Raw genomic sequence first — 20,419 nt, forward strand, 5'->3', positions numbered from 1 at the left:
CTATGAAAAATTTAAGTAAGAAATACAGATACAGTGTAGTGCTACTGTTTGTTTTGGCATGCATCCCACTTTCGTGTACCAAGGAATTCTTGACACAGGAACCAAAATCCTTCTTTACACCTGAGAATGCCTTGAATACTCCTGCAGGATTGAATGCCGTGCTGTCCCAAGCTCTAACGGGTATCAGGGCAGAGTTTTATGGAGACGGGGCCCCAATGATTACGGAAAACATTTTTTCCGAGGTGGCCATAGAAGGTACTACGGATAAAGCGGGTCCTGCACAGGACTTGAATGCACAGATTCTGCCGGATGCCAACCTCAACAGTTCCAACACCAACAAGATTGGATGGTTTTGGGAGGAATTTTATGAAGGCATTAAATTCGCCAATACCGTAATAAACCGATTGGACGATGCCGAATTCGATAGTGAGGCCCAGCGAAACGATATCTTGGGTAGGGCCTTGTTCCATAGGGCATATCGCTATTATCGCCTTACCCATCAATTTGGGGATATTCCCTTTGTCTTGGAGGAGGTCTCTGGACCTCGATTGGATTTTGTATCCACCGAAAGGGATGTTGTCCTAAGGAAAATTCAAGAGGATCTTAATATGGCGGTACCCATGGTTAACGAAACCGCTGCGGGCGGAGAGGTCACTAGAGGTGCCGTATTACACTTATTGACCAAGGTAAATTTGGCATTGGGTGATTTTGACGCGGCGATTGCATCAGCATCCCAAGTTATCAATGGAGGCAACTATGATCTCATGAGAAACAGATTTGGGGTCGATGAATCCAATGCTGATAAAGATGTTACCTGGGATTTACACCAAGTAGAAAACAAAAGTCTCCCGGGCAATACAGAAGGGATTTTAGTGGCCATAGATCGGCTTGAGTTTAGGGATAGGGGTGCTTTCGGTAGCGGTACCAGTATTATGCGCCAGGCCGTTCCGCTATGGTGGCGATTTATCAATACCCCAGATGGCCAGGACGGTATGTCAGACGACCCCTTGGCGGATATCCCATTGGTTTTGGAAGTGGGCCGGGGTATCGGTAGAAACCGGGGTACACGTTATAGCACCATAGATGTTTGGGAGGATGCCAACAATGACCAGAGACATAATCGTAACAATGGGAATTGGATCGATATGGAGGATTTGGTCTATAACGAACCTCAGTTGTTGGCAGATGGCAATTCATTTTACGGCCAAAATTTACAGTTATACCTACCGGATGGTACGCCTTTGTGTTCGGATACCATACGTAATTGGTATGGTTTTCCCCAGTATAAATTGTTCGTGGAAGATCCTACCGCCACCAGACCATCAGGAGGACATGGGGATTGGTACATCTATCGTTTGGCAGAAACCTATCTGTTAAGGGCCGAAGCTTATTTTTGGAACAATAATAACGCCATGGCCGCTGCGGATATCAATGCAGTTCGCGAAAGGGCGGAGGCAGATCCAATAGACGCATCCGATGTTAATATTGCTGTGATTTTGGACGAACGGGCCAGGGAACTCTATTATGAGGAACCTAGAAATACGGAATTGACACGTATAGCCTATATTTTTGCGAGAACTGGAAGAACATCTTACCTAGGAACTTCCTATAGTTTGGATAATTTTTCGCAATCCAATTTTTGGTTTGACCGTATTATGGATGTAACCGATTTTTACAACGTTCCTGGACTTCGAACCATATTTGGTGTAGCGTTTACCATGAGTCCTTATCATGTATTGTGGCCCGTGCCCGCACCGGCCATAAATGCAAATACGCAGGGTACCATCAACCAAAACGAAGGATATCCAGGGGCGGAGAACAATATTCCTCCGCTGACCAGCATACCTGAATCCGGTGAATGATATAAGTTGAGTGAGTTTGAGTTTGTTAGTTTTTTCTTAAATTCCGTCGCCTAAGCCTTTGTCTATGAAACAGATTTTTCTTTTTTGCCTTGTCATTACCTTAGGGTCATGCCAGGAAAAAGAGATATATCAATTTGAAGTGAAGGAAGGCGACGGTTTTTTAAACGCTATCCCAGTGATTCTGGAACTTGACTATTTCAAGAATATTGCTGACGATGATTACATGATTTTCAATGATGGGGAACCAGTTTCGTACCAACGGGATAAAGAGGGGCAAAAACTCTGGTTTCTTCATCATCCTGATAAAAAAGCTTCTTATAGTTTAAAAAAAGTTGAAAGGAAGCTCATCAATGGACCAGATTTATCGACTACCAAGGATAACGGGAATCTCCAATTGTCTATTAAAAATTCACCATTGGTACAATATAGGTATGAAATGATGCATCCTCCTCCGGGTGTTGATTCCCTCTATAAAAAATCCGGCTATATACATCCCATAATAACACCGAAAGGAGATACGCTCACACGTATTCAGCCTCCGGACCATTACCATCACTATGGACTTTGGGGACCTTGGACCCATACGCAGGTCGATGGAGAACGAGTGGATTTTTGGAATTTGGGTCAGGGTATGGGAACCGTACTTTTTAAAGAGTTTAGGGAAACGCGTTCCGGAAATATCTTTACATCCTTTACGGCAGCCCAGGAACACATCGATTTAAAAACGGCCAATGCGCCTCAGGTGGCATTAAAAGAAGATTTAAAGGTGCAACTTTGGAATTTAGATCGGCCCGATCGGTACATGTTGGATTACACCACTACCTTTACCTCACCCTTGGAATCGGGAATACTTTTTGAAGCCTATCGGTATGGTGGTGGTATTGGTCTGCGATTTAATGAACGCTGGCATAAGGATAACTGTTCCGTGCTCACTTCCGAGGGGAAAGATCGGCTGACGGCCGATGGCAGTAATGCCCGTTGGTGCATTGTAAGCGGTGCATCTTCTGATGGGCAAGGAACCCATGGTATTCTGTTTCTGAGTCATCCTGAAAACCGGATGCATCCGGAACCTATGCGTATATGGCCTATGGATGCCAATGGGGGTAGAGGCGATATGTTCTTCGAGTTTTGTCCTATTCGACATGAAGAATGGAAAATTGAGCCCGTTAAAGAATATGAACTGAATTATAGAATGGTGGTATTTGATGGTGAACTTAAAGCCGAAGAGGCCGAAGCCTATTGGCAGACGTTTGCAAACCCACCAAAAGTACAAATGATCAAAGAGTAAAAATAAAACTAGAATATCGTGAAGCGAAGAAATTTTATGGAAAAAACAGCAATGGGAACAGCTGCAATGGTAGGTTTCCCCAGTATAGTGCCCGCACATGTCTTGGGCAAGGAAGCGCCTAGCAATAAAATCAATATTGGTCAAATCGGTTGTGGACGTATTGCCCGATCTCATGATATTCATGATACAATACGTTTTGATGATGCGCGGTTCGTTGCCGTCTGTGATGTGGATTCCAAAAGGGCCGCGGATGCCAAAACTTTGGTCGATGGCTTTTATAGGGAAAAGACGGGCAAGGCCAAATACATGGATACCAAGACCTATGGGGACTATCGGGAAATGCTCATGGACAAGGATATTGATGCCGTGGTGATAAGCACCCCGGACCATTGGCATTCGCAACCCGCTATGGAAGCAGCTTTGGCCGGGAAGGACATCTATTTACAAAAACCGACATCCTTGACCTTAAAGGAAGGCCAACAGTTGCGGGACGTCATTAAAAAAACGGGGGCAATTCTTCAAGTAGGTACACAACAACGTGCTATGCCCCAGTTTAGGGTTGCCGCGGAACTTGTTAGAAATGGAAGAATTGGAAAGATACATACCGTAAAAATCGGATTGCCCGGAGATCCATCGGGTCCTGTAGCGCCCGAAATGCCTGTGCCTTCCAATCTGGATTTTGACATGTGGTTGGGTTCTACCCCTGAGGTGCCTTATACAGAAATCGGCGTCCATCCGCGCGAAGGATATAGTAGACCTGGTTGGTTAAGGTTACGAAGTTATGGAGCCGGGATGATTACCGGTTGGGGGCAGCACCATTATGATTCTGCAGCCTGGGGAATGGATACGGAGTTGACCGGGCCAATTTCCGTAGAGGCATTGGCTGAATTTCCAAAGTCGGGGCTATGGAACGTACATGGTGATTTCTTTGTGAAACATGAATATGATAATGGCATGACCGTCTATACGAGTGGAGGTTATACCAACGGAATTCGATATGAAGGTACAGATGGATGGATTTTCGTCTCTCGTGGCGCCTATCAAGCGTCTGCATCCGATCCCGTGGATAAGGAAAAAAGCGCAAAGGCCCTAAATTCCTCTGACCCTAAAATATTGGAATCTGTCATAAGTGATAACGAAATACATCTTGAAAAAATCGAAGATCAGCACGGCAACTGGTTGGAGTGTATCAAAACGCGAAAGCAACCCATTTCACCTATTGAAAAAGGGCATAAGGCCTGTGCCATTTGTTTGATTAGTGACATCGCCATGCAATTCGATAGAAAATTGGAGTGGGACAATGAAACGGAAACTTTCGTCAATGATAATGAGGCCAATGCCATGTTGGCACGGGAACAACGTAAACCCTATGGAACGGATTACGTAAAGGTTTAAGGATGTAAGTACTCTGGCCCATTTCCGTTTATGGATTCAAAGTAGAAATACCACGTTTCGAAAGAATTATATTTCATCTAAAAATCATATCTTCCCCTTCGCAAGCAATGAAACCAAAAAGAATGAAACTTAATGCCTTGTTTTTATTGATACTCTGCCTTGCCTGTGCAGAAAAAAAAACCAATGAAAAAATGGATGGGGAAGCAGCAGTGGAAAAGGTGAAATTGATGACTTTGGATCCGGGCCATTTTCATGCGGCCCTAGTACATAAGACCATGTATCCCCAGGTTGATTCCACCATCTATCTTTTTGCTCCCGAAGGGCCAGAGGTACAGGACTTTTTGACAAAAATTGAATCGTACAATAGTAGGGACGAATCACCAACAGATTGGAGCATAAAGAATTACCTTGGCCCCAATTATTTGGAAAAGATGCTTACCGAAAAACCTGGAAATGTAATGATCGTTGCCGGGAAGAATTCAAAAAAAATCGATTATGTATTGGAAGCGGTCAAGGCCGGCCTCAATGTATATGCAGATAAGCCGTTGGTCATTAACCCAGAGGGGTTTGAAAAATTGAAGGAAGCCTTTCAAATCGCACAAGAAAAGAACCTTCTCATCTATGATATCATGACCGAGCGTTTTGAATCGACAACGGTCATGCAGAAACTTTTTTCCACAATACCTTCCGTATTTGGTGAATTGATGGAGGGTTCCCTAGAGGAACCGGCCATTAGTAAGGAAAGTGTCCATCATTTTTTCAAATATGTCTCAGGGCAACCTTTGGTACGTCCTCCCTGGTTTTTTGATGTAAACGAAGAAGGTGAGGGTATAGTAGATGTAACCACACATTTGGTAGATTTGGTACAATGGGAGGCCTTTCCCGGCCAAATTATCGATTCTACTAATATTGAAATGCTTAGCGCCAAACGTTGGCCTACGATTTTAACCAAGGACGAGTTCCAGAAAGTTACGGGTCTTGGTACTTATCCGGACTATTTACAAAAGGACATTAAGGACGATAAACTACATGTATACTGCAATGGGGAAATGCGTTACAAGATAAACGGAAAGCTTGCTAAGGTTTCCGTAATTTGGAATTACCAGGCTCCTGAGGGAACTGGCGATACCCATTATAGTATTATGAGAGGCACCAAAAGTGATTTGATCATTAAACAGGGCACTGAGGAGAATTATAAACCTATACTATACATTCGGCCAAAGCAAAAAGAAGGTTTTGAAGCAGACCTAACGAATGTAATCGATACCAAAATAAACGCCGAGTTTCCAGGTACAGCTATGGAAAAGCTTTCAGATGGTACGTATCGTATTACCATTCCCGATGAATTCAAAATTGGTCATGAGGCGCATTTTGGTCAGGTGACCCAAAACTATTTGAAATATTTAGAAGCTGGAAAACTTCCGGAATGGGAAGTTCCCAATATGATTTCAAAATATTATACAACAATTGAAGCTTTAAAAATGGCACAGCAAAAATAAATTGCAAGAACCACTTTCTTTCCTATATTTATAAGCGGTAAAGAGAATATTCCATACCACCTGACTTCATTACTTAAAATATGCACAATAGATACCGTTACACTTTTTTAACTCTCCTATCTATTGCTGTATTAGCCCTTTTTCAAGTTTCCTGCTCTGAGATTAGAGACCAAAAAGTACTCTATTTTGCGCATTCCTTGCCCATAACGCATCCTGTACATAAAGGTATTTTGGATATGCAAACGTTCGTGGACGAGAAATCCGATGGCAAGCTTCAAATAAAGATTTTTCCGGACGGCCAATTGGGGACGGAACGTGAGGTTTTGGAACTATTGCAGATTGGCAGTATTGCTATGACCAAGGTAAGTGCGGCGTCCATGTCCAATTTTGCCCCGGAATACAAAGTAATGGGAGTACCTTACCTTTTTAGGGACAGGGAACACCTTTTTACGGTTTTAGAAGGTGAGGTAGGACAGGAGTTATTAGAGGGAGGAACGGAGTACCTTTTACGCGGGCTTTGCTTTTATGACGCAGGCAGCAGAAGTTTTTATACTAAAAGAAAGCCCATCCAGACTCCGGATGATTTGAAAGGCCTGAAGATACGGGTCATGAACGATCAAATGTCGGTTGATATGGTCAATACCTTAGGTGCTTCTGCCACACCCATGGCCTATGGTGAACTCTATACCGCGTTGCAGCAAAATGTCGTGGACGGCGCGGAGAACAATATTCCCTCCTTCGTAACCTCCAATCACTATGAAGTATGCAAGTATTATTCCTTTGACCAACATAGTATGGTCCCTGACGTAGTAGTAATAGGAACCAAGTTTTGGGATACCCTATCCGACCAAGAAAAGGAATGGCTACATTCGGCAGCTTCCGAAAGCGTGGAAAAACAGAAGCAATACTGGCAAGAAACGGTAAAGGAGAATATGGAAGTGCTTAAAGAGGCCAAAGTGGAATTCAATTATCCGAAAAAGGAACCTTTTGCCTCAAAGTCAAGTCCTGTAATGGAGCGATTAATGGAAGACCCAAAAATGAAGCAGTACATCGAGAAAATTAAATCGCAATGATGAAACGTTTGTACCGCTCATTGAATAAAATCATCGAAGCCTTTCTGGTGCTCATTTTTGGGCTCCTAGTTATTGATGTCGTATGGCAGGTGGTTTCTAGGTATATCGTGGGACAGTCCAGCTCGTTTACCGAGGAGTTTGCGCGGTTTGCACTTATTTGGCTAACCCTTCTGGGGGCTACCTACATTAACGGGATGGAGGAAGGACATCTTTCCATGGATTTTCTCGTCTCCAAACTTTCTCCTGAGAAAAAAAGGAAACGACAAAGAAAAATACAATGGCTTATGGCTCTTTTTGCCTTGGTGGTCATGGTCATTGGTGGCGGTAATTTGGTGTACACTACCTCGAAATTAGGTCAGATTTCGCCTGCTTTAAATGTTCCGCTTGGGTTTGTATATTCCATTGTGCCCGTTAGTGGACTTATCATAATTTTCTTTTGTTTGTACCACATAACCATAACCTTTAGCCCAAAAGCCCATGAGCATTGAAACCATAAGCATTCTAGTCTTGTTCATCAGTTTTATCGGTCTGTTGGCCTATGGCGTCCCTGTTGCCTATTCCATTGGTATCTCTACTACGCTTACTTTGCTTTTGAACATTGTTTTTATGCCGGCAACTACCACTGCAGCGCAACGCATGACCACAGGAATAGATAATTTTGCCCTATTGGCCATTCCGTTCTTTATTTTGGCCGGGGAACTCATGAACCGTGGGGGGATTGCAAAACGGTTGATCGACTTTGCCAAATCGCTTATCGGCAGCCTTCCTGGAGGCCTGGCTTACGTGAATATCATAGCAGCTATGTTGTTTGGTGCAATTTCAGGATCGGCCATTGCTGCGGCATCGGCAATAGGTAGTACACTTACAGATAAGATGGAAAAGGAGGGCTATCCAAGGGAATTTAGCGCTTCGGTAAATATTAGCTCTTCGACTACCGGTCTTTTGATTCCTCCCAGTAATGTACTTATCGTTTATGCCCTAGCCAGTGGAGGAACGGCGTCTGTAGCAGCTTTGTTCATTGCCGGCTATGCTCCGGGTATCTTGGTGGGACTAGCTTTGATGTTTATGGTGTTCCTTTATGCCAAGAGAAAAAATTTGCCCCGTGCTCCGCGTGTTAGCTTCAAGCAACTTTTGATCGATTTCAAGAATGCTTTTTTAAGCCTTACCCTTTTGGTTATCGTCGTGGGGGGAATCGTTGCCGGAATATTTACGGCTACCGAGGCTGCCGCCATAGCTGTGGTCTATGCAGTCCTGTTAGGGTTTTTGAATCGGGAACTGAAGTTTACGGATTTTAGGCCCATTTTGCTACAAAGTGCTAAAACAACTGCTGTAGTCATGTTCTTGATTGCTACTTCAATGGCCATGTCATGGTTGTTTTCCTTTGAAGGTATACCACAAATGTTGACATCACTTTTGGTAGAATCTGTAAATAATCCCTTTTTAGTGCTTCTATTGATCAATATTACATTGTTGATTGTGGGTACTTTTATGGACATGACCCCTGCTGTTCTCATTTTTACGCCGATTTTTCTACCGGTGGCCATGGCCTTAGGGATGCATCCCGTACAATTTGGAATGGTCATAGTACTTAACCTATGTATCGGTGTCTGTACCCCGCCTGTTGGAACCCTGCTCTTTGTAGGAAGCGGAGTTGCTAAAGTACCTGTGACAAAGGTCATAGCACCATTGCTGCCATTACTGGGTGCTATGGTTCTGATTTTGTTGATCATCACTTACTTTGGCGAAATTTCCCTTTGGTTGCCACGCCTTTTTGGTTTGATAGAATAGTAAATTCCTTCAGTTTTCTTTTCATATGATTTCCTTCAAAAGGATTTCGGTTTTAGTACGAATAGGATAATCCGTGTCCATATGGATACAAGGGATTTTCCGAATCGTAGGGAACGTCCTCTAGCTGTTTTTCCACGGCCTCTACTGAGGATGGAATTTCAATGGGGAGTTTTCCACTGGGGTTGAATTTTCCGAAAATCAATTCCAAGATAATATCGTCCTCGCATTCAAAATCCGCGATCACGGCTTTGCTAGCCGCATTTATTTCTGGGATTACCGGAGGCCTTTGTATAGTAAGTACTGTAATAGTAGGCTTGGAACGGGTACGTTCCAGGATTTCCTCTTTTTCGTCCTTTGGAAAATCCAACCTTCCTTGGGGGATAAGCCTTTCCAAAAGACTACCTCCCTCGGGTGGTGAGGAAGGGGTTTCCAATTTTTGAACGATGATATCTGCTTCATCGATATCCTCCACGATTTGCGGAAATTTCTCATTAAGCCCTTTTTGTTCCATTCCTTCAAGATATATTTTCGTATTGGCGGAGAGCGGCAGTAATTTCCCTTCATTTTTTAACAAAACCAGGGATTTTCTTTGGGCCTCTCTTCCTTTCCTAACAAAACCGGGATTCCCAACGATATCTACGCCGTCCAAATCAACATAGGGATTGTCAAAGAGCCCCAATCTGAACTTATCCCTTAAGATTCGTCTTATCGAGATATCGATTCTTTCTTCCGACACCTCGCCGGTTTCAACAAGATCAATGATATGCTCGGTTACATATTCTCCTCCAAAGACGTCGCACCCGGCGTCCAAGACCTTTTTTACCCGTTCTTTTTCAGATAGGTGTTCCACACCCCAGGCCGAGGCATCTTTGACGACCATATCGGAAATTATGCCCCAATCCGTGGCTACAACTCCATCAAACTTAAGAGAATCACGTAATAGTTCCTGGATCATTTCCCTACTAAAGGAAAAACCTACCTCTTCTTTTACCTGACCTTTTGGAACTCCATAGTACGGCATTATTTGGGCTGTATTTGCCATGAAGGCACCTTCCGTAAAGGGAATCAGATGATAATCAAAATTATCCCCCGGATATGCCTGGCCCTTACCACTTTTAAAATGAGCGTCCCATCCATCTTCCTGCGGCCCGCCTCCGGCGAAATGTTTGGTTTGGCATGCCACGCTTTGCGGACCGAGACTATCGCCCTGAAAACCTTGAATGTATGCTTTTGTGAGTGCCGCGCTTAGCCGAGCGTCCTCACCAAACGTACCGTTGATCCTGGCCCAACGTGGATCCGTTGCGATATCCGCCATGGGATGTTGCGCCAAACGAATACCGAGAGCCAAGTATTCTTGCCGCGCAATGTCGCCAAATTCCCGGACCAAAACTGTGTCCCCAATGGCACCAAGCCCTAGTTGGGATGGCCAGACGGAAATCCATTTGGCCTCGGCACTCGCACCGGGCATGGCCATGGTACCATGCCTTGGATCGGAAATAAGGGTTACGGGAATCCCTAGACGTGTTCGTTCCGCAAATTTCTGTAGGTTGTTGTTCCAGGTAGCGTAGACCTTGGCGGAAGCTCCGCCAAGATTCTGAACATGGTTCATTTTCTTCTTCAGTATGGTTCCGGAGGTACTTTCGGTCATAAACGAAAAAGGGTCGGAGAAAGTTGGAATTTCAAGTAATGAACCATCTTGTTCCATACCTAGAAAATGAGCGAACATGAGGCCGGCTTTTTCATCTAGGTTCATCTGCGAGATTAAATTTTCCACCCGCTTTTCCAAAGGTGCCCTGGAATCCTCATAAACATCTAATTTCCCATTTTTGTTCAAGTCCCGGAATTGGTATCCGTTGGCTGTTAAAACCGGGGCTTCATCCCCGGCCAATTCCATATTGGCGGCTGATTCCCGATGCCATTTAATGGTGAAAACAAGATAGATCAACAAAAGGATTAAAATCAATCCTGCTAAGATGAATCCGGTAATTTTTAGAAACTTTTTCATGGGTTTGTTTTTAGGTGTTATCAAATTAGTAGGGATACCAGATAGGATAAAGCCTTATGGGATTGTTTAAGCATAAGAATTTCGTTCTTGAATTTTCGAAATAATGGGATTTTAAGTTCATGACTATTTATTGTGGGTTAGTTTATTGTTGGTTTTTGATTAAAATTGGCGAACAAATCCTTGAAGGCAACTCCAATTCGTAAGTTATTTACACTTCTATTGTAATCAATGAGATCTTCGGAGTAACCCCCGAAATATTGCAAGTATATGAACTGGTTACTATTTTTTGAAATCTTAAGACTTAGTCCGGCCTCAACACTACCTCTTAATCGTGCATCATAGGCGGGCTGGAGGTCTAAATCAAAAAAGAAGTTCTGAGTGATTCTATGGGTAGCCCCCAATTTAAAATATCCCCTATATGAGGTAATGTCCGGATTACCGTCAATATTACCAACAGGTAGCCATGCTTTGGCCCGAAACTGCCAATTCTGACCACCAACTTTAAGGTATTGTATGGAAAAATAATTCCAACTCCTGGAATCGTCTCCACCTAGACCATTGGACTCATGTTCAAATGAAAACCAAAGACCTGCCTTGATGCCTTTGTTATCCACAAACAATTTGGCCAATCCCAAAGTGGGATTATAATTGGTCTCACGAAACGGGAAGGAATCCTTATAAATATCCCAAAATGATTTTTGCTGATACGTAAAGAACAGAAAGGTTTCCCACGGCATTTCAAGATTTGTCAAACGCTGTTTGAACCCCAACTGAAATTTGGCATCGCTTGTTTCCGAAGAAATCGTTTCGTTCAGGGAAGTTCCGGTAATGAAATAGTTGTCTTTGTACATGGTAAATGCTGGAAGATTCTTTACATACCTTTTAAAATTAGTGCTGTCAATTTTATCTTGGGCCTTAAGTCCCGCCCGGATGGTAACTAGGAATACTACCAAAACAAGGGTTTTGTTGGAAATGCAGTTTGGTTTGCGGTTTTTTTTCATCGTATGGATGCGGTGCTTCAATATTTTAAGGCGTACACTTTGCTCTCATTGGCCTTACCCCTTAATTTTAAAGTAGCAATAAGCTCATGTTCAAAAAAAGGGTGTCCCAAGGATTTTAAATAAAATTGGGTAAACAGAATATCTCTTTTATATTTTTTACAGAGGCCCAAATGTCTGGCGGTCGTGTTAAGTACATCGCCGTGATAGGCTATGTTTTTCATCTTCCCTCCAACCAAGGTTGCAGTAACCTTGCCCGTACTCACGGCCGCCTTAAAAAAAGGCCGGACACCAAACTTTGTTCGATATAGATTATCAAAAAGTCGGAACTGATTTTTTATGGACAAATACATGTGCACGGCCTGTCCCTTATCGTTCTGGGAGGCGGGCCAGGTAAACACCACTTCATCGCCGACGAATTGATAAATATCATATTCGTATTCCTTTACTGCATTTATAATGTCATCAAAACAACGATTCAGGAATCGGCTATACTTTACATGTCCCAGTTCCTCGGCTATTCGGGTTGAATCGTTTGAATCCAAAAAAAGGAAAGTTCTATTTTCCTCCAAAGGTTCTGTATATCTCTCTATAAGGTAATTGTAAAAAACATGTTGTCCAAAGCTCGTGTGCAAACGTCGCAAAAAACTCACCAGGATGCTTAAAAAATAGAAATAAATGAAAAAGGACAGAAAGAGCCCAGTAGCCATAAATGCCAAGGATTCCTTGACGGCCAATTTTACGGAAAGTTTGTCTTCAATAATCCCAAAAAAAATGTTCAGCACAAAGATGGGAATCAGAATAATGAAGGCTACATCTACTTGCCAGACCAATCTTCTAAAAAATAAGGATGAAAAACGTTTGGTAATCTTTGGATGTATGTGGGACTCATACCAAAGAATAAGCATACCGATTATAGCACCCCCTATGCTTATCCGCAAATGAAGAATGGAAGAGGGCTCGTTTATCCGGGAATTGATGGCCATGGCGGGATTTTCAATCCCAGCCATTTTTAAGAAAATGAAAAAATTGGCCCCCGCAACAAAGAGCAATATCAAAATAACATTTTCTATTAGCGTTTGATGTTCGTTCCGTTTGGACATAAGGTCAATTGCGAATCATTGTTGTTTTTTGTAGCTCCATACAGCTGCTACATTAAATAGGATGGCCAGTATGATGGTGTATATAAATTCCCAGCGTATGTCCCAAAAACCACTTCCTTTTAAAAGTACTTTCCGTGTTACGGAAATGAAATGGGCCAATGGATTGGGTATTGTGGCGTATTGTGCCCATTTGGGCATACTCTCGATGGGGGTAAAGAGCCCGCACATTAAAATAAAGATGAGCACGAAAAAAAAAGCAACGAAAATAGCCTGTTGCTGGGTGTCCGCAAAATTTGAAATGAGCAATCCCAGACCTAGGACACATATCAAATTTATGATGGCATAACCAAAAACGAGCAAAAGGCTGCCGCGTATTGGAATATCGAAAATCAGTTTACTGGCCACCAAGCCTACCGTGACCAAAATCAGTCCAATACACAGAAAAGGTACCAGTTTTCCTAAAATGAATTCCCATTTTTTTATTGGGGTCACGTTGATTTGCTCTATGGTACCTATCTCTCGCTCACGCACCACGTTCATGGCGCTTAGTACAATGGTCAACAAGGCAGCCAATTCCGCTAAAATTCCCGGGGCCATGAAGTGTGGATATTTTAATTCAGGATTATACCAGTTATTGGAGGATACTTCCACCAAAGCTGTTGCCCGGGGAGTGGAAGTGCTCATCACTAGGGATTCATCTCTCTGAATTTCAGCACTTAGGGAAGCAATGATATTGTTGAGGTATCCACTCCCAACCGTGGCCTGTTGTCCGTTAATGGCGTTTACCAGCATCTGCACTTTTGGGGTCTCTCCTCTATAGTATTCCCTTTCAAAATTGGAGGGCACTTCCAAAATGATATCGACTTTATTGCGCTGCATAAGTTCAAAGGCGGCATCATGGCTAAAAGAGACTTCCACCAATGTAAAACGATCGTTGGCGGAAATTTTCCGGGTTAATGAACGGGAAATTTCCGATTGGTCATTATCCACCATGACCAAACGTACGTCCTTTACATCATTCGAAGCCGCATTGGAGAGTACGATTAATTGAATAATGGGCAACAAGGTCATCATGGGCAACAAAGCCTTGTTCCGAAATATCTGGATGAATTCTTTTTGAATAAGGTATCGCAACGTTTGCATTATGCCATTTTTAGTTAAACCCTTAGGGTATTCCTCTACTCCAATCGAATTTTAAATTTTCGCCAAGCAAAAAATAGAAAGACTATGGTCATTACTGCTAGAATTACCACTTCGTACAAAATAAAATTGAGGCCTACCCCCCTCAACATAACTGCTTTTAGTATTTCAATAAAGTAAGTTGCAGGAACAATTTGGCCAAGGTATTGTAATGGTATGGGCATACTGGTCAGTGGAAAAATAAAACCTGACAAAATCATCGATGGCATCATTAGACCCATTAAAGATCGCATCATCGCGTCCTGTTGCGTTTTTGAAACGGTTGAAATCAAAGTACCCAAGGCCAAGGCCGTCACCACATATAAAAAGCACATCAGCAATAAGAGTCCTATGCTGCCCACAATGGGCACATCAAAAACAAAGTGGCCCAATAAAAGCACCAAAATGGCATTTGTAAAGGACAAAATGGCATAGGGAGTTACTTTTCCCACAATTATGAGAAGTGGAGGTAGGGGGGAGACCAAAAGTATTTCCATAGTGCCCGATTCCTTTTCCCGTGCGATGGTAAGGGAGGTCAACATGGCACAGATAATGAGCAAAATCAATGCAATGGTTCCTGGCACAAAATTGTAGGCACTTACCAGTTGGGGGTTATATATCATCCTGGATTCCACATTTATCCGATATGCATTGGGCGATGCCATACCCCGTTCCATTTGGAAACGGCTGACCATTTGTGTAACGTACTGTACCAAGGTATTTGCATTGTTAGGGTCTGAACCATCGGCCAGTACCTGAATTTTCAAGGGCTTTCCACCATAAAAGTCGGCCGAAAAATTTTCAGGGATCGCAATGACCAACTTGGAATCACCTGCTTTCATTCCGGCCTCCATTTGGGTTTCAGTAAGCAGGACCTTGTTCAATTGAAAATTCCCTGAACTTTGTAAATGCTCTATAAATTGAATACTGGTCTCATCTTTTGCGTAATCCAGTACATCTATTTGGGCATCGTTAAATTCATTGGTCACTGCATAACCGAAAATAAGGATCTGTGCCAATGGCATTCCAAAAAGGATGAGCAAGGTCCGTTTATCCCGTAAAATGTGATAGAACTCCTTTTTTACAAATGCCCGGAAGACTTTTGCCATGCTTTTAGTTTATGATAAACTTCATACGAAGCTCTTTGTTTTGGCTATTGAGCTGAAACGAACACTTTTTAAATGATGGTTTGCCCATTTTGGTCATATTGCTAGCTCCGACCGGTTCTTTGGGCATACCGATAAAGTTTGATTTAATTTCGCCGTTCTTGTCCTTGTCCTGAAATACAGAAACCGCATACGTCCCATAGGGAACTTTCTTAAATGTATAGCTGGCCGAGGCGGAGAAATCGGTGACCACGCCTTTTTTAAAGGCCTTGGAAGGTTCTTTGGGAAAGCCATCCTCTTTAGCAAAAAGCATAAAAACAATCTCCCCTTCCTTACTTTCAATATCCGTTAGGTTAATAGTTAAGTTACCCGAACCAGGTTTTGTGAATCCCATCAGGACAACGGTCATTACTGCAATAAGGTGTTTTCTCTTCATAGCTTACTTTTTTAATAGCGGACGAGTTTTAAAAAGACTTCGTCCATCGTGTTTGCATTATATTCTTCTTTTAGTTTTTCAGGGGTGTCCAAGGCTTCTATCTTACCGGTCACCATGATAGACACGCGGTCACAATACTCGGCCTCGTCCATGTAGTGGGTAGTGACGAAAATGGTTCTTCCTTGTTCGGCAACTTGGTAAATAGTCTCCCAAAACTGCCGCCGCACATAGGGATCTACACCCCCAGTGGGTTCATCCAAAAAGACGATGTCCGGATCATGTACCATGGAAATAGCGAAGGCCAAACGCTGTTTCCATCCCAAGGGAAGTGCAACTACCGGTTTGTTGGCGACTTCCTCAAGATGTAACTCTTTTAGGATTTCCCGGGTCTTTTCCTTAATACGATTTTTGGAAAGGCCGTATACCCCCCCGTAAAACCGTACGTTTTCCTTTGGGGTCAAATCGTCATAGAGACTGAATTTTTGTGACATATAACCAATATTCCGCTTTACCTGCTCAGCTTCCTTATCAATGTCAAATCCGGCTACCTTTCCCATCCCTTCGGTAGGTCTGCTTAAACCTATCAACATCTTCATGGCTGTTGTCTTACCTGCTCCGTTGGCCCCGAGAAACCCAAAAATTTCTCCCTTCGCCACCTGAAATGAAATGGCATCCACAGCGGTAAAATCACCAAATCTTTTGGTTAAACCCTCAACCTCTATGGCGTTTCGCTTATCCATTTATAAATTCGTCGGTGTTGGAGAGATCTAGAAAAATATCTTCAATGCTAGGGGCAGCGATTTTCACCTCTTGAATCGGAATGCCCACCCGTTCCAAATCGTCCTTTATCTGAAAAGGTTTGTATGGCTTGGCTGTGGTTAGGTGAATGAACTCGCCAAAAGGCAAGGCACTTCTGGTATATGAAGCACTGCGTAAATAGTTCAATGTAGAATAGGTATGTTCCGTTTTAATGGCATATAGAGGCTTTTTGAAATCCCTAACCATTTGCTCGGGACTGTCGATCTTAAGTATTTCTCCATTTTGAATCAAGGCAATACGGTCGCATAGACTGGCCTCATCCATATAGGGAGTACTTACCAAAATGGCAATATTTTTTTCCTTTAGGCTTTGTAACATTTCCCAAAATTCCTTTCGGCTCACGGCATCTACCCCCGTTGTGGGTTCATCCAAGAAAAGAACCTCAGGTTTGTGGATGAGGGCGCAACAAAGAGCAAGTTTTTGCTTCATGCCCCCGGAAAGTTGTCCGGCCAACCTTTTTTTAAAGGGTTCTATCTGCACATAGATATCCTTGACCAAATCATAGTTTTCTTGAATGGTGGTACCAAATATTGTAGCAAAAAAGGACAGATTCTCTTCAACGCTCAAGTCTTGATATAAGGAAAAACGTCCAGGCATATACCCGACTTTTTTCCGGATTTGTTGATATTCCCTTATGACATCATGGCCTGCCACGGAGGCCCTTCCCTCATTGGCCAGAAGCAAAGTCGTCAAGATTCGGAACAGGGTTGATTTACCGGCTCCATCGGGACCTATTAGTCCGAATATTTCCCCATCGTTTATCCGAAAACTGATGGATTTCAAGGCGGTAACATGGCCATATTTTTTGCTGATATTTTCCAGTACTACTGCTGCCATTATTCATTTTCCTTTTTGAAAACAACTTCGCCGGGCATACCAATTTTTAAGGTTCCATCATTTTTGACCTTTACCTCCAAGGCATAAACCAGGTTTACCCGTTCTTCTTTGGTCTGTATGGTTTTTGGTGTAAACTCGGCTTCGCTTGCTATCCAAATTATGGTTCCATCCAGTTCCCGGAAATCATCCTCACCCTTATCAATTCGCACGGTTACCGTGTCATTTAATTGCACATCCTGTAAAAGTGTTGCACTGGTATAGGCACGCAACTTTATTTCATCCAAATTGGCCACTTTGTAAAGTGGTGTTCCCATACTCATTAGTTCCTTGGGTTCAGCGAATTTGGTGAGTACCGTGCCGGAAATGGGGTTTTTTACTTTATGGTCTTCCAGTTGTTTTTTCACCAGGGCAATTTGAGCTTCCAAGGGTTTGCGTTCGGCCAGGATGCCTCTATTGGCGATATTGATGTTGCGTCTTGTGGAATTAATACGCTGTTCGACTAAATCAATTTTACCGTTATAGTCGTCCAATTGTTGTTGAGTGGCCGCTTTTTGTTGCAATAGACGTTGCGTCCTGTCCCGTTCCCGGACCAGGTTACTTCTGTCGCGCACCAATATGGCCACCTCCGGTGCGGCCTCTTGTAACTTTAAGTCCAATGCTTGTAGCTGTGCTTCCAGCCGTACTTCTTCCAGATGTATTTGAGTCGTGTCTATAAGACCTACCCCTTGATCGGCCTTTAATTTTTGGCCTTCCTCAATGTTGAGAAAAACAAGCTCTCCATTGCCCATTGCGCTAACGGTTACACTTGTCGCTTCAAAGTTTCCATAGGCGTCGGCAATTTTGCCGTTACCGCAGCTAGCCAGGAAAACCACACAAAAAAGCGAAAGGACCTGAGGTAATTTGGTGTGCATTCTTTTGATTTTATAGTTGACCGATTAAGGTTAAATAATTTATTATGGTCTGCTGTAATTGAATTTTATTGAATTCCAATTGTTGTTCGGCATTGAGGGTGGCATTTACCTGGGTTACGTAATCATTGGAATTGATTACCCCATTGTCCAATTGGACCTTAGATTGTGTTAGTATGTCCTTTTGCATAGAGACAATGGCTTCATCATTTTTAATCTGCACCTGCAGAGCGGCCATGTCTTCCTGATATTCCAAACGATCGGAATCCAAATCAAAGAGGAAGAGTTCACGATCTACTTCAATCTGTTCCTGTTGCAACTTGATGCGTTCCCGTTCTTTTTTTCCTTTGCCCCAATCCAAAAAGTCCCATTTGAGCTTAACGCCACCCAAGGCGTAAGTGGCGGTACTGATGTCCGAAAAGTCTAAAGGATTTGGATAGCCAACCCCTCCCTGTGCAAAGAGGGATATTTTAGGGCGGGTGCTGGCGGCAATGGACGCTTCCTGGGCGGCAAATAACGATTTTTGATTATCAAAAAGTAACTCTTCAGGCCTATTGATGGCTTCCGCCTGAAAAGTTGGAACAACATAGGGTAGTTCAAATTGCACATCCTCAGGAAACGTCTTGCCAGTTAATTGCTCCAGAAGGGAAACATAGGTTCGGATATCCCCTTCTGTTTTTATGATTTCGGAGGTAAGTTCCAATTGCCGGACCATCAGCTTCGTAACTTCGCTTTCCAGTACCGTACCATTTTCAAAACCTGCCTGAAGGCTCTGAATATTTACTTCTAGATCCTCTTTGGAGGTTTGTAGGATCTGCTTTTGCTTTCTTGAAAGGGCGATTACGAAAACAATGGTGTTTACTCTATCCTTAAGGGAACGCAATTGTACCTCTAAAGATTTGCGTTCTACATTGGCTGATGCAATTTCCGAAGCCTTTTGTGCTTTTTTAATGCCGCCATCATATAGATCATAGTCAATGCCCACATATGCGGAGAAGGTCTCCAGGGGGGCATTGATAGCGTTATCGCCGATGGGAATGTTGATATTTTCGGACTGCAATTGTCCTTGCCCATTTAGACTGATTTTTGGTAGTCCGGTCTTACCTATGTTATTTAAATTAATGGCTTCTATTTTGTCAATAAGGTCACTATCCTTTATGAGGGGATAGTGCTGCTCCGCCCATCGGTAAGCTTCTTCAAGTGGAATTGAGTTAGATTGGATTTGTCCAAGAACGGAAACACTGAAAAAGCATGAAGATAAAAAAAGACTGAGTTTTAACTGATTCATTTTTAGTTAATTGAAATTAACCAAATGGTTAGTTTTTATTCAAAAAATATATGCCGATCAGCATATTAACCAAATGGTTAATGCAAATATAAAAAATTTAGTTCACGAAACTGGACTTTATGATTTCTTTGACAATCTGTTTGCGCTCACTCATCATTTTAACGTAGAGGTGAGAGGGAATTTCCAACATTCGTTCAAATATGGGACGTGCAATAAACGGGAATACGATCAGGGACATTGTAGTGAGCATGATGTGCTGGGGCGGTACGGGTTTCAAGATACCTTGTTGCTGCTCTTCTTGCATTTGCTCCAAAAATTTTAATAAGGATTGATCATCGTCGATAATCTTTTTCATTTTCTCAATGGAATCTTTGTTGCCCTGCGCCATTTCATGTAACAGGAACATAGGCATGTCCGGATTTTGGACAATAGTATCGATATAGGTATCTACCAACAAACAGAGTTTATCATACACACTGCCCTTTGTATGGAGCACCGCAGAAAGTTTTGGGGCCATGATCTGTATGTTGGCCACAACGATGCCTTCGAACAATTTGCGTTTGCTCTTGAAATAATAATGCAACATGGCCTTATTGATTTCGGCCTTGTCCGCAATTTCCTGCATACGCGCCCCGGCAAACCCCTTTTGAATAAAGATAACCTTGGCCGCTTCAAGAATTTTTTGTTCCGTTTCGTTTTGCATAAGTAACCCGTTTTAGCAAGTTCAAATTTAGGAAAACTATTGTTTTGTATATTTTGTGCCAAAGTAGAAAACGCGAACAACAAAATGAAAACACAGGTAATTTTAGTTTTTCGTAAAAAAGGCACCTCACAC

The 20,419-nt window shown here is 42.8% G+C and carries 18 protein-coding genes; 7 read left to right on the plus strand and 11 right to left on the minus strand.

The genetic code is table 11. The features are described 5' to 3' along the window. Positions 1–2 precede the first annotated feature (2 nt). From D7Z94_RS23405 to D7Z94_RS23435, 7 genes are all read left to right on the plus strand, one after another. Positions 3–1,862, plus strand: coding sequence for a RagB/SusD family nutrient uptake outer membrane protein (locus D7Z94_RS23405; protein WP_120714086.1), 1,860 nt, complete (start codon positions 3–5; stop codon positions 1,860–1,862). A gap of 64 nt (positions 1,863–1,926) precedes the next feature. Continuing rightward, the gene (locus D7Z94_RS23410; protein WP_120714087.1) at positions 1,927–3,150 is read left to right on the plus strand and encodes a DUF6807 domain-containing protein; all 1,224 of its coding nucleotides are present in this window, start codon (positions 1,927–1,929) and stop codon (positions 3,148–3,150) included. A gap of 18 nt (positions 3,151–3,168) precedes the next feature. Then, the gene (locus D7Z94_RS23415) at positions 3,169–4,545 is read left to right on the plus strand and encodes a Gfo/Idh/MocA family protein (RefSeq protein WP_120714088.1); all 1,377 of its coding nucleotides are present in this window, start codon (positions 3,169–3,171) and stop codon (positions 4,543–4,545) included. 122 nt (positions 4,546–4,667) lie between these two features. Beyond that, the gene (locus D7Z94_RS23420; protein WP_120714371.1) at positions 4,668–6,044 is read left to right on the plus strand and encodes a putative oxidoreductase C-terminal domain-containing protein; all 1,377 of its coding nucleotides are present in this window, start codon (positions 4,668–4,670) and stop codon (positions 6,042–6,044) included. 80 nt (positions 6,045–6,124) lie between these two features. Beyond that, entirely contained in the window at positions 6,125–7,117 is a 993-nt protein-coding gene (locus D7Z94_RS23425; RefSeq protein WP_120714089.1) for a TRAP transporter substrate-binding protein, read from the plus strand. Continuing rightward, positions 7,114–7,605, plus strand: a complete 492-nt coding sequence (locus D7Z94_RS23430) for a TRAP transporter small permease (RefSeq protein WP_245967294.1) — start codon at positions 7,114–7,116, stop codon at positions 7,603–7,605. The genes D7Z94_RS23425 and D7Z94_RS23430 overlap by 4 nt, the downstream gene beginning before the upstream one ends. Beyond that, positions 7,595–8,905 (plus strand): TRAP transporter large permease, encoded by a 1,311-nt coding sequence (locus tag D7Z94_RS23435; RefSeq protein ID WP_211341852.1) that lies wholly within the window; start codon positions 7,595–7,597, stop codon positions 8,903–8,905. Before D7Z94_RS23430 ends, D7Z94_RS23435 begins: the two co-directional genes overlap by 11 nt. 52 nt (positions 8,906–8,957) lie before the next feature. Here the strand turns inward: D7Z94_RS23435 and D7Z94_RS23440 are convergent, their stop codons facing one another. The 11 genes from D7Z94_RS23440 to D7Z94_RS23490 all read right to left on the minus strand — a co-directional run bounded on the left by D7Z94_RS23440 (position 8,958) and on the right by D7Z94_RS23490 (position 20,287). Next, positions 8,958–10,910, minus strand: a complete 1,953-nt coding sequence (locus tag D7Z94_RS23440) for a glycoside hydrolase family 3 protein (RefSeq protein WP_120714090.1) — start codon at positions 10,908–10,910, stop codon at positions 8,958–8,960. Positions 10,911–11,047: 137 nt separating this feature from the next. After that, complete coding sequence (locus D7Z94_RS23445; RefSeq protein ID WP_158594714.1) at positions 11,048–11,863, minus strand: phospholipase A; 816 nt, start codon at positions 11,861–11,863, stop codon at positions 11,048–11,050. A 65-nt stretch (positions 11,864–11,928) separates the two neighbouring features. Further along, positions 11,929–12,918, minus strand: coding sequence for an adenylate/guanylate cyclase domain-containing protein (locus D7Z94_RS23450; protein WP_158594715.1), 990 nt, complete (start codon positions 12,916–12,918; stop codon positions 11,929–11,931). Between the two features lie 108 nt (positions 12,919–13,026). Then, positions 13,027–14,154 carry an ABC transporter permease gene (locus tag D7Z94_RS23455; RefSeq protein WP_120714093.1) on the minus strand — a complete coding sequence of 376 codons (1,128 nt, stop codon included), beginning with the start codon at positions 14,152–14,154 and terminating at the stop codon, positions 13,027–13,029. A 35-nt stretch (positions 14,155–14,189) separates the two neighbouring features. Continuing rightward, positions 14,190–15,299, minus strand: coding sequence for an ABC transporter permease (locus D7Z94_RS23460; RefSeq protein ID WP_120714094.1), 1,110 nt, complete (start codon positions 15,297–15,299; stop codon positions 14,190–14,192). A gap of 4 nt (positions 15,300–15,303) precedes the next feature. After that, the gene (locus D7Z94_RS23465; RefSeq protein ID WP_120714095.1) at positions 15,304–15,732 is read right to left on the minus strand and encodes a DUF2141 domain-containing protein; all 429 of its coding nucleotides are present in this window, start codon (positions 15,730–15,732) and stop codon (positions 15,304–15,306) included. Positions 15,733–15,743: 11 nt separating this feature from the next. Then, entirely contained in the window at positions 15,744–16,472 is a 729-nt protein-coding gene (locus D7Z94_RS23470; RefSeq protein WP_120714096.1) for an ABC transporter ATP-binding protein, read from the minus strand. Then, positions 16,465–17,388: an ABC transporter ATP-binding protein gene (locus D7Z94_RS23475; RefSeq protein WP_120714097.1), complete on the minus strand. Its 924-nt coding sequence runs from the start codon at positions 17,386–17,388 to the stop codon at positions 16,465–16,467. Before D7Z94_RS23475 ends, D7Z94_RS23470 begins: the two co-directional genes overlap by 8 nt. Next, positions 17,388–18,299, minus strand: a complete 912-nt coding sequence (locus D7Z94_RS23480; RefSeq protein ID WP_120714098.1) for an HlyD family secretion protein — start codon at positions 18,297–18,299, stop codon at positions 17,388–17,390. Before D7Z94_RS23480 ends, D7Z94_RS23475 begins: the two co-directional genes overlap by 1 nt. 10 nt (positions 18,300–18,309) lie before the next feature. Next, entirely contained in the window at positions 18,310–19,584 is a 1,275-nt protein-coding gene (locus tag D7Z94_RS23485; RefSeq protein ID WP_120714099.1) for a TolC family protein, read from the minus strand. 97 nt (positions 19,585–19,681) lie between these two features. Beyond that, complete coding sequence (locus D7Z94_RS23490) at positions 19,682–20,287, minus strand: TetR/AcrR family transcriptional regulator (RefSeq protein WP_120714100.1); 606 nt, start codon at positions 20,285–20,287, stop codon at positions 19,682–19,684. Positions 20,288–20,419: the final 132 nt, after the last annotated feature.

Origin of the sequence: Ulvibacterium marinum (assembly GCF_003626755.1) — a bacterium.
GTDB classification, from domain to species: Bacteria; Bacteroidota; Bacteroidia; order Flavobacteriales; family Flavobacteriaceae; genus Ulvibacterium; species Ulvibacterium marinum.